We start from the raw sequence: 14,252 nt of genomic DNA, 5'->3' as shown, positions 1-14,252 counted from the left end.
ATGAAAGCCAATTTAAATAATATAAAACAAAACTTCCTCATAGAAGAAATTTGGTTGCTCACTTTTGGTGGTGCGTTTCAGCATAGTGGTATTTATAAAGCAAATACTAAAGAAAAAGAGCGTAGCTATTTTAGAAACATGCTTAAAGGCTATCTAGAGCAAATTGTTTTAAAAAAATATAAACAGCCTGTTTCAGATGAAGATCATATAGAAAACATTATTCGTATCTCTAATTACACAGCATCCTTTAAAGAAGTACTCAAAGCACCTATAAATATTGGCATTAGCCAAAAACTGCTCAATCTAGCTTTAAAATACTATTGGTGTTTAGGGTTGTTGCCAGAGCCACCTCATTTTCCTGTAGATAGAATTATTCAGCAAAAAATATATAAGCAACCGTTAGTTAATTGGACGCAGTTGAATACTATAGACATGTATATGCAAATAATTAACGATGCTAGGGTTTTGGCAAAGCAAAACAATTTGAGTTTGGCGCAATGGGAATTAGAAAATTTTCTTAGACGATAAAACAATACTACTTCTCATTTAAAACATGATAAAATAAAAAGAGTAAAATGAAATTCACAGAATACCAATTAGAAAAAGCATTTATAGATATTTTAAAAACGGAAGACATTCCTCATGTTAACGGTGGCACTATCTCTCGTGATTTTCAAGAGGTCATTTTTGAAGATGACTTAAAAACGTTTCTACTTACTCAATATAAAAATGAAAAACTAACACCAAGCGAAGCAGACCAAATTATAAAACGTTTAAAAACCTATTCTGCTTCAGATTTATACGAAAGTAACAAGTCTATTATGAAGTTGGTAGCTGATGGATTTTCATTTAAACGTGAAGACCGTTCTCAAAAGGATATTTGGATTTACCTTATAGATTATTCTGAAACCAATAATAATACATACAAATTCGTTAATCAGTTAGAAATAATTGGTTACGAAAAACGAATCCCTGATGGCATTCTATACATCAATGGCTTACCATTGGTGGTTTTTGAGTTTAAAAGTGCCATTAGAGAAGAAACAACAATTCATGATGCCTATGTTCAATTAACCATTCGTTACAGGCGAGATATTCCAGAACTATTTAAGTACAATGCCTTTTGTATTATTAGCGATGGAGTTAATACAAAAGCAGGATCATTTTTTGCGCCTTATGAGTTCTTTTATGCATGGCGAAGAGTATCTGGACTTAACAAAGATGTAGATGGTATTGATGCCATGTACACACTTGTTCACGGTATGTTTAACCATGAGGATTTGCGTAATATTATTCGCAATTTCATATATATACCTGACAGTTCTAAAAAGGATGAAAAAATTGTATGTCGCTACCCTCAATATTATGCGGCTACCAAGCTATATGAAAATATAAAAGAACACCAAAAACCACTAGGTGATGGTAAGGGTGGTACTTACTTTGGTGCAACAGGATGTGGTAAAAGTTTTACTATGCTGTTTTTAACACGCTTGTTAATGAAGAGCGTACACTTTAGTAGTCCTACAATCGTTTTAATTACAGATAGAACCGATTTAGATGACCAACTATCAGGGCAATTTACCAATGCTAAAGGTTATATAGGTGACAATAATATTATTAGTGTTGAAAGTAGAGACCATTTACGCAAACTATTACAAGGTAGACAAAGTGGTGGTGTGTTTTTAACGACTATTCATAAGTTTACTGAAGATACCGAGCTACTTACCGACAGAACTAATGTGATTTGTATTTCAGATGAAGCGCACCGAAGCCAAACCAACCTAGACCAAAAAATAACGGTAACCAAAGAAGGAGTTACCAAGTCTTATGGTTTTGCTAAATACTTACACGACTCTTTACCTAATGCTACTTATGTAGGATTTACAGGAACACCAATTGATGCAACTTTAGATGTATTTGGAGAAATTGTGGATGCCTATACCATGACAGAATCGGTTAAAGATGAGATTACGGTTCGCATCGTGTACGAAGGAAGAGCCGCAAAAGTTTTACTGCAAAATGAGAAACTAAAAGAAATAGAATCTTATTATGACCAATGTGCAGAAGATGGTGCTAACGAATACCAAATAGAAGAAAGTAAAAAGACGACTGCAAAAATGAATGTCATCATTGGCGATCCTGACCGCATAAAAGCAGTAGCACAAGATTTTGTAAATCATTATGAAAACAGGGTTAATGAAGGCGCTACGGTAAAAGGAAAAGCGATGTTCGTAGCAAGTAGCCGACAAATTGCTTACAACCTATACCAAGAAGTAATTGCATTACGACCAGAATGGGCTGAAATAAAAACCCACGAAGAGGGAAGTGAACTTACAGATAAAGAGAAAAAAGAAATCAAACCGATGGAACGTATTAAAATGATAATGACCAGAGGTAAAGACGATCCTAAAGAACTTTACGATATGTTAGGTACAAAAGAGTATCGTAAAGAATTAGATAGACAGTTTAAAAATGCAAAATCTAATTTTAAAATCGCCATTGTTGTTGATATGTGGCTTACAGGTTTTGATGTACCATTTTTAGATACGATTTATATTGATAAACCGATACAACGTCATAATCTCATTCAAACCATTTCTCGTGTTAACAGGAAATATGTTGGAAAGAATAAGGGACTCGTAGTAGATTACATTGGTATTAAAAAACAAATGAATTTGGCGTTAGCCGAATTTGGAAAGATAGATGGACAGAATATCGAAGAGATTGAAAAATCAATTACCGTAGTAAAAGACCATTTAGATTTATTACATAAAATTTTCTATAAGTTTAATTCAGAACCTTATTTCAAAGGTACTACCTTAGAACAGCTTCAAACATTAAATAAAGCAGCAGAGTTCGTTCAAATAACCCAAGAATTAGAACGACGATTTATGGACTTGGTCAAACGTCTAAAAGCAGCTTATGACATATGTGCAGGAAGCACAGAAGCTTTTACAGAAGAAGAACGAGATTATATCCATTTCTATTTAGCGATTCGTTCTATAGTCTTTAAACTAACTAAAGGGAATGCTCCTGATACCGCTCAAATGAATGCAAGAGTCCGTGAAATGATTAAAGATGCATTGCAAAGCGATGGTGTTGAGGAAATTTTTAAACTAGGTGAAGACAATCAAAAAGAAGTAGACATATTTGATGACGATTATTTGGCTAAAATTGAAAAAATAAAACTACCAAATACTAAAATAAAACTACTACAACAATTGCTAGCAAAGGCTATTGGAGAACTTAAAAAAGTTAATAAAGTAAAAGGAATTGACTTCTCTAAAAAAATGCAAATTTTAGTTGAGAAATACAATGAAAGAAAAGAAAGCGATGTGCTTCGAAGCGAAGTTTTAGAAGATTTTACAGATGAAATTATTGACCTTTTCTACGAACTTAAAAAAGAAAAAGATTCATTTAAAAATCTAGGAATTGATTTTGAAGAAAAAGCTTTTTATGACATTTTAAAAACATTAGCTCATAAATACGATTTTGAATATCCAGAAGATAAATTGGTTCACCTTGCAAAAGCAGTAAAAACTGTGGTTGATGATAAGGCAAAATATGCCGACTGGAGTAAGCGTGCAGACCTAAAAGCTGAACTAAAAGTAGATTTAATCATTTTATTAGCCGAAAATGATTATCCTCCTGTTGATCGTGATGAGGTCTATAAAGAAATCTTTGAACAGGCTGAAAATTTTAAGAAGTATAATTCGTAACATGCACCAATTAACCAAAACAGACTTTATTCAATATCTCAATTGCCCAGAATCTCTATGGCTTTTGAAAAACAAACCTGAAGACTTTCCGAAAGGTGAGTTTTCTTTGTTTTTAGAAAAATTGATTAAAGAAGGTTATGAGGTTGAAGAATATGCACAAAAACTATTTCCTAATGCTATTAAACTTCCTGATTTTGGATCGGCAGAATTAACTAAACAAGAAATCGACAAAGGGAATACACAATTCTTTCAAGCCACTTTTGTAACTGAAAAAGGTGTTTTTGCTCGTATTGATATCCTAGAAAAGAAAGAAGACGATACTTGGCATATTTACGAGGTAAAATCATCAACCAGCATAAAAAAAGACAAAAAGCATAACCATCTAAAGGATGCTTGTTTTCAAAAATATGCAATGTTAGAAAATGGTTATAAGGTGTCTCAAGTTTCCATCATTCATCTTAACAAAGATTATGTAAAGCAAGGGGAAATACAACCAGAACAATTACTGGAGGTGGTTAATGTAACAGAGGAAGTTAATAGTATTTATTCAACCGTTGTTAATGAGATAAATGGAGCTATAAATTACATAAATAAAGAAACTATTAATTTACAAATATGCTCATGTAAAGAAAAGACACGCTCCAATCATTGTGATAGTTTTAAGTATTTCAATGAAGACATTCCTGAATACAGCATTTATGAAATTGGCAGAATTTCAGCAAAAAAAATCATTGAGCTTGTTGACCAAGATGTTTTCGCTATTGCAGATATTCCTAGTGATTATAAACTAAACGATAAGCAACGGTTACAAGTCGAATCTGTAAGACAAAACCAACCAATCATTGATAGCAAGGAAATTGAAAATAAATTATCTTCATTAGAATTTCCACTTCATTTTATTGATTATGAAACCTACGCCAGTGCAATTCCTAGAATTGATGGTGTTAGACCACATCAGCATATTCCATTCCAAGTTTCCATTCATACAATGCAACAAGATGGCTCAATTGAACACTACGAGTTTTTAGCAGATGAACTAGAACTACCTGCTAAACTAATAGAATTTATGGAAGCCTCAACAGGGAAGTCGGGTACTTTTATTTCTTGGCACGCTAGTTTTGAAATGAGTCGAAATAAAGATATGTTAGAAATGCTTCCTCAATACGAGAATTATCTAGCATACATGAATAATAATATGTTTGACCTTGAAGACATATTTAAAACAGATTATGTAGATTATAAATTCCACGGATCAACCTCTATTAAAAAAGTATTACCCGTTCTTCTACCAGAATTGAGTTATGATGCACTTGAAGTTCAAAACGGAACTATGGCGTTAGATGTTTGGGGACGACTAGTACTAGATGATGACTTTGATGGAGACAAGGAAGAAGTTCGAAAAAACCTTTTATCCTATTGTGAATTGGATACTTTGGCAATGGTTGAGTTGTATAAATATCTTATTCAAGATGAATAAAATTCGCAAAGCTACATTTAGTTTTTTTTGACTCTATAACTAACAATGAGTAGATATTTACCATTACTCTTTTTTTGATATAATGGTTACTATGAAAAAAGAAAAACCATTTTTAGATACAGATTCCAAAAAGCTCTTAATAATAATTTCTATAGTAGCATTTCTATACATAGGTTGGTCTTTTATAAATCACAATAATTGGTGTCAAAAAAACGCAAAGTTACGTACAATAGGTTCCAGCATAACAAAAAAAGAATATTATGCTACTGACATCATGGGTAAAAAAGGGAAATATGAAACATATGATGATGCGGTAACTAGCTGTAAGGCGAGATGGTCTGAATTTATCTTTAAAAAACACTCAAGCTAATGAGTGTTTTTTATATTTAAATTTCATCGAGCCAAATTTCTCTAGCTCTATCAAAACCACACCAACGATGGTTTTTATCATACCCGCGAGAAGCCAGTTCATGACGTATGAGCTTATCTAACGGTATTTTATTTTCTAAAATGAAGCGTAAAATTTCTCCATCCGCAGTTGAAACCAAACCGACTAATGCACTCCAAAAGGGAAGTGGTTCTTTATCCTGCCTAATGACATCCAATTGCTTATAACTAATCGAAGAATAATCTATTGGCAGAATATCCAAAAACGTCATTTCCATCTCGCTAGCAGTAGCTTGTTCACATACTGCCCAGTTATCTTCCGGTCCGTGAATGACACCAAAGACAATACCTGCAATGCGATATTTAAAGTTTAACCAGATTGCATGGTCTATTGCCTTTTGTTGGTCATCAAACACGTCTAAAAAATCATCTTTTTTCATAACTTATTTAGAAGAAGGTTCCACTCTACCATTTAGAGAAATCACATCATCTCTTGAAGACTTTGGATCTTTGCCTTTTTTACGAAGCAAACGTTGCGTATTAAACAGGGAACGACATTTTATGTTGAACTCTGTATAACTTAAAAGCTCATTTTCATTTTTTACGGTTTTAGAATAAGCATCGTACAATTCAGCATTGGTAAGCTGATTGTCTTTTGCTTTCACAATAGTGTCTAAAACCAAACTGGCTACAGGGTTTAATCCGTTTTCAGTTTCAGAAAAATCAAATCCTAATTCTTCAATTTGTTTTCTACGTTCTTCATCAGCATACTTAAGTAAAACAGATACATCTTTACGATAATCTTTTAAGCGTGCAACGACTTCACGTTTCTCGTCTTTAGCTTTTTCAATTTGCACTTCAGTTTGTTCTAAAAGTGCTTGGTCTGTTTTGATATTTTCTATCAAAACATCCACGATACTTGCATCTTTCATTGTATTGAATTTTAAAGGTTAAAAAATAATTATTGCAGTAACCATAGTTTATGAATGACCAATTCTTCTTTTGAAAATTGTCCTTCAGATACTATGTTTTCAATTTCTGCTTCTGCTTCTTCTTTGGTATCAAAAAAGTAGGAAGGTTTTGTTGTAACAGCGTATACATCTTCTGCCAGTACATCACTAGTGAAAATGCCAAACACTTTTTTAGTAGTTCCTGTTTTCAGCAAAAGGGAACGATAGTTTGAAACATCATAACTATCCCACTCCTCGACGGGTTTACTGGCTAAATAGTGAATTTCATTTTGAGTTCTTTGAAAAAAACCATCCACTTCTTCCTGCTCTAATTTTGGGTAGGCAACAATAGACTGTTCCAATTTATCTATAAGGTAAAGCAGTACGTTTAAGTCGTTTCCTATAATATCCAATAACTCTTCGTCGGTTTTAAAGGATAGGACTTCTAGTGACCAAGATTCTGGGAAGAGCCACATCACTAAATCATTAAGTTCTTCACGAGTGAAATACTTAATTAAATTTGGTGTAATACTTTGCTTCTTATCTTGTTGAAATCGTTCTGCGAGTAACTCTAAAAAGATAAGTATGCGACGTTTTTCTCTTAACTTCATGATTCCTCATCTTTAGGTTTGCAATGATTTTCTATAGTTGCTAAAAGGTGGTTATAATCGCCACTCTTTGCTTCTGCCAAAACCATTTCAATTTCAGAAGTACTCCAGCCTTCTTTTTTTGCTTGTCTTTGGAATACACCCATAATCATAAAGGCATTTCCGTTTACGCCAACCAAATCGAGGTTAACGGTTTTATCGATTACTCGTTTCATATGTAATTGTGTTATGCATCTATTGGATGCGGATTAATAATTGATTTATTTTAAAGGGTAGTTTGCAGTAAGAACTTCTGTTTTTTTACTGTCTCTAGGTTTTCCAGCAATAGCTTTTTTTGCTGTAAGAGGTTTTGAAAACTGTTTGGTGTACCAACCATTTTTTTGGATATAAGCATCCAAAATTTTTGAGGGATAACTACTCAACAGAAATTTTCCTTTGATATTGGAAAGAGTATCTAACAGCTTTTCAAAATCTGCTTCGGTGTAACCACCATAGTGTCCTTGATTGGAATTGATATAAGGTGGGTCAATATAATGGAAGGCATCATTAGTATTATAAAGTTCTAATACTTTACAAGCGTTAGTATGCTCAATTTGAACATTGGATAAGCGTCTGAAGATTGTTCCATCAAACTGCAATTTCTTGTTCTGAAATGCTTTTACTCGTTTACTATATTTATCAAATCCCCAAGACCCAATCCTACACCCAAATCCCATATTGGTAGCTACATAAAACGCCCAAGCTTGTTGTAATTTGTTAAACAAGTGTGGCATTCTGTATATAGTCCATGCAACTGAATACGTGGCTCTTGAAAAGATGGTTGCTTCAATTTTTGTTTTAAGATTTTCAAAGTCAGTTTTACAGACTTCATAAAAATTGATGACCATTGCATTGGTATCATTTATGATTTCTGAATCTGCTTTTTCTTTTGCAAAAAAGACTGCACCACCTCCAAAAAAAGTCTCCGTATAAATTTTATGTTCAGGGATATTGGGAAGGATATGTTGAAGCATATTCAACTTACCTCCATAGTAGGTTATGGGTGTTTTGGTCATAATGGGGAAGTGATAAATAAAGGGTTGATAAAGTAGGTTAGCTAGAGCTCACGCTCATAAGCAAAGGACAAAAAGGATTCTGAAGTAATGATGAGATGATCTAACAAGGTTATCTCCATCTTATCGGCCAATAGTTTTAGCTTTTGTGTTTCTTTTTTATCACTTTCAGAAATTTTTAATTTTCCTGATGGGTGATTATGAGCAACAATAATAGCTACAGCATTTGTTTTTAAAGCTATTTGAAAAATAAGTTTTGGACTTATTTGTACACCTTTGGTTGTTCCTGTAGTAATTTCAGAAACACCAATCAATCTGTTTGAATTTGTTAATGTTAGTAACCAGAATACTTCCTTTAAATCCAAAGTATTTGGATTGATAAATTGTCTTAAGGTTTTAACAGCATCTTCTGGTTTTGTAATAGAAACCATAGAATCAAACAAAGGTCTTTTGTAATGCAATTCTATTTCTGCACAACTCAATAATTGAGTTGCAAGCTGTTTTGTTTTCATTTAAATAAGGGTGTAAAATTAGAGAATGGTATCTGCACTAAATGGGCTTGATGGTTTTCCATCAATCATTAGGCGTAAGTAAATAGAATAGTTGGCTAACGAAATAAAGTCTTCAGCTTTAAAAATTGGATAGAATTCCTTTTCCATTAACTTGGCATCGGTAATTCCTAATCTAAAACAGACTATGGTTCCAACATTACCTAAAACAGCATTTTTCACTTCTGTAGAAAGTTGATGAAGGAATTGATTTGAGATTACTAATGCTAGTTTAAATTTTCTACTTTGAGCCAACAACTCTCCTATAAGTTCATTACCAGCGAGAACCTGAAACTCATCCACATAAAGGAAATGGGGAATACGTAGTTGTTCATGAGTGTCAATTCTTGAAAAAGCAGCAGATGAGATGGATGTTAGAAGAAGTCCTCCAAGTAAATTAGAAACATCGGTTCCTATAGAACCTTTAGCTAGATTGATAATTAAAACCTGTTTATTGTCCATGATTTTTCTAAAGGACAATTGTCTTTTATTCTCAATTAAAATCCGTTTTACTACATTATGAGAAAGTAATGCTCCTACCTTATTCATAATGGGTAAGAGGTCGTTCGACTTGTATTTTGGAAATTCTTTTTGCCAGAACGTTTTTATCTCATCACTTTGAATATACCTTTGGCATGAATCCCTAAATCCTTTGTCATGAAGTAACTTTAAAATATCTGAAAGATTTGCATTGGGCTGATCTAAAAGAGTGAGTAATATCATTCTTAAGATATGTTCCATTTTCATTCCCCAAGCCGATTTCCAGTTACGCTGAAAGATTTCTAAAATATTTGAGGCTACCAGTGAACGTTTTGAAGGACTCACTTTTCTTAACGGATTGTAAGCCAAATCTATTTCTGAATCAGTAGTATCAAAATAAATTAAATCTGTTGAAGGGTATTTCAAGAAAATATCTTGAACTATTTCTTTAGAAGCATCTCCGTGGACGTCAATAAAAGTAAACCCTCTTGAAGCAAATAAATCTTCTTTCATAAGTGTTTTAAGTAGGGTCGTTTTACCTGAACCGCTTTTACCAACACAATAAAAATGAAAAAGTCTATCGCTTTGTTTTATTCCAAAAAGCTTTTTGTTATTTCTGAAATTTGTTCGTGCAAAATAACTAACCTCATAGGGATTAAAATTTCGCATACTAAAAAGGGAAGGGTTAAATTTTAAATATTCATTTGTGGAAAAAGAACTGTTTCTGTATGAGGAGTTATGATACGCTTAAATAACTATCTGGTTAGAAAAAATATCTATTCTTAACTCAATTATACCATTACTGAAAAGAAACTACCAGTAGTACTCATTGGTAGGGTAACAACATAAACCTTGCCTACAATTTTATTATGATATACACTTATAGTGGTAACTTAAATATAAAGAAACCCCAACATTGCCCGAAAGGGTCGCTTGCACTTTAAAATGCAAGCTAAAGCAACAATGTGGTGTAATCATTAGCCTGGTCTTTTTTGATTTAGGTTATATGAAAGACCCACTAGATTGCTTTTGGTGGGTCTTTTATGTTTTAATATGACAATAGACAAAGCAATACAGATTTATTTAGATTGGAAAAAATCTCACACAACCGTAGCATACTCTCGGTACAAAGTAAGACTTGAACACTTTATTAGTTTTATAATGCCTAAATCATGTTTATGTGATATTTCAGGTGATGATGTGGTAGCTTACCATAAAAGCATGGAGCCTCACTACAGTCCAGCAACCATAGCTTACTCCGCTAGAATTTTAAGAAATTTCTTTTATTTCTGGCATGGAAGAAGAGAAACTAACTTTAATCCTAAAGAAATAATCCCAGTACGATTTATTAATCCCGATAAGGACATTGTAACAAGAGAAGATTTTGAAGATATGAATGATCTTCTAGATGAAAATTATTTAAGCGATTTACAGAAAAAGCTAGTACTCAATTTACTTTGGGATACTGGAATGAGAATAAGCGAATTGATAGATATAAAACTATCATCCATCAGTTCTCAAAGTACAGATGGTTTAAGAACCGCCAAGGTTAGAAGCAGAAAAAGTATGCGCTATAATTTAGTAGTTTGGGGATATGACACCAATGAACTATTAAATAAATATTTAGGCATAAGACTATGTATGGAAACTACTGCCGAAGAATTATTTATCAATCGAAAAACAGGAAAACCTTTTAACGTTAGAAGTTTACAAAGATGGATAAAAGAATTATCGGAGTTAGCTTCAATAGAAAAAAACATCACGCCTCACTCCTTTAGGCATGGAAAAGCAAATTATATACTTGACCAAGGGGGAAGTGTGCGTGATGTTTCGGCGATACTAAGACACGTTAAGCCCGAGTCTAGTTTTCATTATATGCAACTATCTAGTGAGCGATATAAAAGTGTCGCCAGCAGATATCTTAAAACAGCATAGATAAAAAAGCAATCTACAATTGATTGCTTTTTTTATAAAACCAGAATATAATTATATCAGTACTTTCAACTATGAATATTGTTATCGATAAGGTGCTTTATTATAAAGTAAATACTTTATATTTAAGTTACCACCAATTATCAGAGTAATGCCAGCAACCCAGAATAGGGTTGCATAAAAAATATTAGTAACGTCGCACAACACCTCTTGTCTGACATACCTGTCGCAAAACTCTCTTAATCTACAAGCAACTTAGAAATAACAATATTGGGTTTTCCCTAAGGTTGTAGTACATAAATTAAATATTAAACATGACAAAATTTTATAATGTGTGTACTCGTAAAACTATTACTTCTGTAAATGGTGAAAAGAAACTTTATCATAAGGTTGGAGTAATTAAGGTAACAGAAAAAGGTGGTTGGTTTTTGCAATTATATCATCAACCAGAAACAGATTTTCTAATATTTCCTAGTCATAAAGACGAGTTGCCAGTTATTAATTTTGATAGCAATGAAGCTTAATAAAACAACGCCTGTTCCAAATGATTTTTTTGATTCAATAATGGCTGATATATCATCTTCAGCAGTGAGAGTCTATTTAAAAATTGTTAGAAACACCTATGGGTGGCGTGATGAAAATGGATATCCTAAAAAAAGAGATTGGATTTCTCATTCTCAATTTTCAAAAGTAGGGCTGTCCAACCGTAGTGTTACAAATGCTTTGGATGAATTAATAGAGAAAAACCTCATCTACCTTACTGACTACAGAGGGATTCCATTAAGTACTCCTAAGCAACGTAAACAAGCTCAACGTATATTTTATTCGATAGTAAATAACTCTGAAAATAATACATATCCCAACGCAAAAAACGACAAAACAAAGGCGCAAATTTTGCGCCCTACAAAAGAAATTTCAATACCAAAGTACAACGCAAACGAGCGCATGCCAGATAACATAAGAATGCAACAAATAATTCAAGAAGAAGCTCAAAAACAGACTAGACGAGATAATTGGTTATAATTCCTCTTTATTAATTTCTTATTTTAAAGCACCCAAAAGGGTGCTTTTGTAATTAATTTATAAAGTCATCATATTTTTTAGCATTGCTGTTAATACCTATTACTTTATAAGTTTCAGGCTCAATAATACGACCACATTTTTGACAAGAATATAAACCTTCCCAAGACGAATCTGGTTCTTTACAATCCCCTTTGTTATCACATGGGAAGAAACCTATGTCCATAGTGTCATTTCCACATAAACATTCCCAATGGTCTTCATTAACTTTTATAAATTCCTGTGTTTTATTCATAATTGGTTTAACCAAAAATAGACATCAGAATAAAGATTTAAGAGTTGAACATAAATCATCTGATGCCTATTTTTAGTCTTAAATCTTAATAATTAATTGTTCAACAGATTAATTATATCATTTAAGAAAAATAATGAAAGAGTTATATTTATTTTCCTAGCATTAGTAACTCATTAACAACGACTTCGGTTACATAATGCTTTTTCCCTTCATTGTCATCCCAAGAGCGATTTGTTAATTTACCTTCAATAGCAATTTCTTTTCCTTTGGTAATGTAATTTTCAACAACTTTCACAAGACCATTTTTTACTACTACTGGATGCCAGTAGGTACGCTCTATCTTGTTTCCTTGTTTGTCTTTATAGCTGTCATCTGTTGCCAAATTAAATCTTGCTATTTTACCACCATCTTCAAAAGTGATAATTTCTGGATCTTGTCCTAATCTACCTATAAGTTGTACTTTATTTTTAAGTGAGTTCATAATTTTCAATTTTTAAAGGATTATGAATTCGTGGGTCATAGCCCATAAATTCGATTATTTTTTTAATGTTGTTTGGAGTGGGTTTGGTTTTGCCATACTCCCATTTGTATATAGTTGATTCATAAACATCGAGCTCTAAAGACAATTCAAAAGCAGAATAGCAATGTGCCATTCGGTACTGCCTTATGTAGTCTCCAAAAGAGGCTGGATTTACGGGATAGCCCTTAGGCAGTGGCTTTTGGGCGGTTAATTCGATGTCGCAAATGGTCAACGACGTGGTGCCATTGGGTATCGGTTACTTTTTCTCCTTTGGAATTGGTGTAATGTTCATTGGTGGCCAGTGAAACCTTCGCCACTTTTTTACCACTTTCAAGGGTGGTAATTACAGGATCCTGTCCTACATTTCCAATTAACTGCACTTTGTTTCTTAATGTACTCATGATTAAAAATTTTAAAAGATTAATACTGCCCCAGACCTACAAAAACCAGTAGATTTTAAGGGGTGTTTGTTTGTCCTTTTGCATGCGTAGCATTATAAAATCAGTGGGTTTTGTCAAGACTTTAAGCGGGCAATCAGGAGTTTCTGCAACGCAGGTTTTTACCAAAGGGCTAAAAACAAGGCCGTAGAAACCTTATTGGCCGGTAAAACTTTGTATAGTCTTGACGGGTTCCATAGGGTATTAGGAATTCTTTCTGATCCCAGGGCGCTAGAGTGTACGGAAAGTTAAACGAGAAAAGCCATGGGCATCATAAGTAGAATCCCTTATAGCCTACCTTGTTTTTTGTGGTCCCAAAAAACTACAAAAGGCTTCTTTTATTATAAACCCCTTAAAATTGATAAGAATAAACCTTTAAATGTTCAGGCCTTCGATGCGCAAATACCCAAGAAGTATTTGCCCAGAAAGGCGATCAGATATATTAAGGTTGATTAAAAAGCAAAACTGTTAAAAATGATATTTAATTTCATTTAGTTAGGAATCCTAACTATATTTGTACACATCTTTATTATTAACCAATAAATATTAAAACAATGCCAAAATCAATTTTTTATCACGCAGGATGTCCGGTATGTATCAGTGCCGAGAATGATCTTATTGAGCTTATTGGAAAAGATCAACTAGACATTATTCATTTGGGAGAGCAAACCGCTAAAATTCCAGAGGCTGAAAAAGCCGGAGTTAAATCAGTTCCGGCAGTACTTACTCCCAATGGTCATGTGCTTCACATTAACTTTGGGGCTAGTTTAGAAGATCTTAAAAACTAATTTTTTCAACCCTATATGTTAGGATTCCTAACATATAAT

At 33.1% G+C, this 14,252-nt stretch carries 18 protein-coding genes and 1 pseudogene; 8 read left to right on the top strand and 11 right to left on the bottom strand.

Going from position 1 to position 14,252, the window contains the following annotated elements:
- From BM361_RS09335 to BM361_RS09320, 4 genes are all read left to right on the top strand, one after another.
- The gene (locus tag BM361_RS09335) at nucleotides 1-528 is read left to right on the top strand and encodes a hypothetical protein (protein ID WP_074978422.1); all 528 of its coding nucleotides are present in this window, start codon (nucleotides 1-3) and stop codon (nucleotides 526-528) included.
- A gap of 47 nt (nucleotides 529-575) precedes the next feature.
- On the top strand, nucleotides 576-3,719 hold the full coding sequence (locus BM361_RS09330; protein ID WP_074978420.1) for a type I restriction endonuclease subunit R: 3,144 nt from the start codon (nucleotides 576-578) through the stop codon (nucleotides 3,717-3,719).
- Between the two features lies 1 nt (nucleotide 3,720).
- Entirely contained in the window at nucleotides 3,721-5,196 is a 1,476-nt protein-coding gene (locus tag BM361_RS09325; RefSeq protein ID WP_074978419.1) for a DUF2779 domain-containing protein, read from the top strand.
- 91 nt (nucleotides 5,197-5,287) lie between these two features.
- Nucleotides 5,288-5,566: a hypothetical protein gene (locus BM361_RS09320; protein ID WP_139226676.1), complete on the top strand. Its 279-nt coding sequence runs from the start codon at nucleotides 5,288-5,290 to the stop codon at nucleotides 5,564-5,566.
- Between the two features lie 16 nt (nucleotides 5,567-5,582).
- Here BM361_RS09320 and BM361_RS09315 read toward each other — a convergent pair whose 3' ends face one another.
- The 7 genes from BM361_RS09315 to BM361_RS09285 are packed head-to-tail and all read right to left on the bottom strand — an operon-like array spanning nucleotide 5,583 to nucleotide 9,890.
- Nucleotides 5,583-6,023: a hypothetical protein gene (locus tag BM361_RS09315; protein WP_074978416.1), complete on the bottom strand. Its 441-nt coding sequence runs from the start codon at nucleotides 6,021-6,023 to the stop codon at nucleotides 5,583-5,585.
- A gap of 3 nt (nucleotides 6,024-6,026) precedes the next feature.
- The gene (locus BM361_RS09310; RefSeq protein WP_074978414.1) at nucleotides 6,027-6,515 is read right to left on the bottom strand and encodes a hypothetical protein; all 489 of its coding nucleotides are present in this window, start codon (nucleotides 6,513-6,515) and stop codon (nucleotides 6,027-6,029) included.
- 29 nt (nucleotides 6,516-6,544) lie between these two features.
- Entirely contained in the window at nucleotides 6,545-7,144 is a 600-nt protein-coding gene (locus BM361_RS09305; RefSeq protein ID WP_074978413.1) for a hypothetical protein, read from the bottom strand.
- A complete protein-coding gene (locus tag BM361_RS09300; protein WP_074978411.1) occupies nucleotides 7,141-7,356 on the bottom strand; it encodes a hypothetical protein in 216 nt (71 codons plus the stop codon). Before BM361_RS09300 ends, BM361_RS09305 begins: the two co-directional genes overlap by 4 nt.
- Before the next feature lie 45 nt (nucleotides 7,357-7,401).
- Nucleotides 7,402-8,196: a DNA adenine methylase gene (locus BM361_RS09295; protein ID WP_074978409.1), complete on the bottom strand. Its 795-nt coding sequence runs from the start codon at nucleotides 8,194-8,196 to the stop codon at nucleotides 7,402-7,404.
- 41 nt (nucleotides 8,197-8,237) lie between these two features.
- Nucleotides 8,238-8,705 carry a JAB domain-containing protein gene (locus tag BM361_RS09290; protein WP_074978408.1) on the bottom strand — a complete coding sequence of 156 codons (468 nt, stop codon included), beginning with the start codon at nucleotides 8,703-8,705 and terminating at the stop codon, nucleotides 8,238-8,240.
- 18 nt (nucleotides 8,706-8,723) lie between these two features.
- The gene (locus BM361_RS09285) at nucleotides 8,724-9,890 is read right to left on the bottom strand and encodes a type IV secretory system conjugative DNA transfer family protein (protein ID WP_074978406.1); all 1,167 of its coding nucleotides are present in this window, start codon (nucleotides 9,888-9,890) and stop codon (nucleotides 8,724-8,726) included.
- Between the two features lie 384 nt (nucleotides 9,891-10,274).
- Between BM361_RS09285 and BM361_RS09280 the strand changes: the two genes are divergently transcribed.
- The 3 genes from BM361_RS09280 (at nucleotide 10,275) to BM361_RS09270 (ending at nucleotide 12,176) form a co-directional block, all read left to right on the top strand.
- The gene (locus BM361_RS09280) at nucleotides 10,275-11,156 is read left to right on the top strand and encodes a tyrosine-type recombinase/integrase (RefSeq protein WP_074978405.1); all 882 of its coding nucleotides are present in this window, start codon (nucleotides 10,275-10,277) and stop codon (nucleotides 11,154-11,156) included.
- Between the two features lie 311 nt (nucleotides 11,157-11,467).
- Complete coding sequence (locus tag BM361_RS09275; RefSeq protein WP_074978403.1) at nucleotides 11,468-11,677, top strand: hypothetical protein; 210 nt, start codon at nucleotides 11,468-11,470, stop codon at nucleotides 11,675-11,677.
- Nucleotides 11,667-12,176: a replication protein gene (locus BM361_RS09270; RefSeq protein ID WP_074978402.1), complete on the top strand. Its 510-nt coding sequence runs from the start codon at nucleotides 11,667-11,669 to the stop codon at nucleotides 12,174-12,176. The genes BM361_RS09275 and BM361_RS09270 overlap by 11 nt, the downstream gene beginning before the upstream one ends.
- Before the next feature lie 52 nt (nucleotides 12,177-12,228).
- Here BM361_RS09270 and BM361_RS09265 read toward each other — a convergent pair whose 3' ends face one another.
- The 4 genes and pseudogenes from BM361_RS09265 to BM361_RS09250 form a co-directional block, all read right to left on the bottom strand.
- On the bottom strand, nucleotides 12,229-12,468 hold the full coding sequence (locus BM361_RS09265; RefSeq protein ID WP_074978400.1) for a hypothetical protein: 240 nt from the start codon (nucleotides 12,466-12,468) through the stop codon (nucleotides 12,229-12,231).
- A gap of 148 nt (nucleotides 12,469-12,616) precedes the next feature.
- Nucleotides 12,617-12,949: a single-stranded DNA-binding protein gene (locus BM361_RS09260; RefSeq protein WP_074978398.1), complete on the bottom strand. Its 333-nt coding sequence runs from the start codon at nucleotides 12,947-12,949 to the stop codon at nucleotides 12,617-12,619.
- Entirely contained in the window at nucleotides 12,936-13,220 is a 285-nt protein-coding gene (locus BM361_RS09255) for a helix-turn-helix domain-containing protein (RefSeq protein ID WP_262508055.1), read from the bottom strand. Before BM361_RS09255 ends, BM361_RS09260 begins: the two co-directional genes overlap by 14 nt.
- A pseudogene (locus tag BM361_RS09250) lies at nucleotides 13,219-13,389 on the bottom strand (single-stranded DNA-binding protein); the annotation flags it as partial. The pseudogene BM361_RS09250 and the gene BM361_RS09255, both read right to left, overlap by 2 nt.
- 590 nt (nucleotides 13,390-13,979) lie before the next feature.
- Here BM361_RS09250 and BM361_RS09245 point away from each other — a divergent pair.
- Nucleotides 13,980-14,213, top strand: coding sequence for a thioredoxin family protein (locus BM361_RS09245; protein WP_074978395.1), 234 nt, complete (start codon nucleotides 13,980-13,982; stop codon nucleotides 14,211-14,213).
- Nucleotides 14,214-14,252: the final 39 nt, after the last annotated feature.

The organism is Zhouia amylolytica (assembly GCF_900116365.1).
In the GTDB taxonomy this organism is placed as follows: Bacteria; Bacteroidota; Bacteroidia; order Flavobacteriales; family Flavobacteriaceae; genus Zhouia; species Zhouia amylolytica.
Note: the sequence above shows the minus strand (reverse complement) of the source record. Positions and strands in the feature narration are given on the sequence as shown.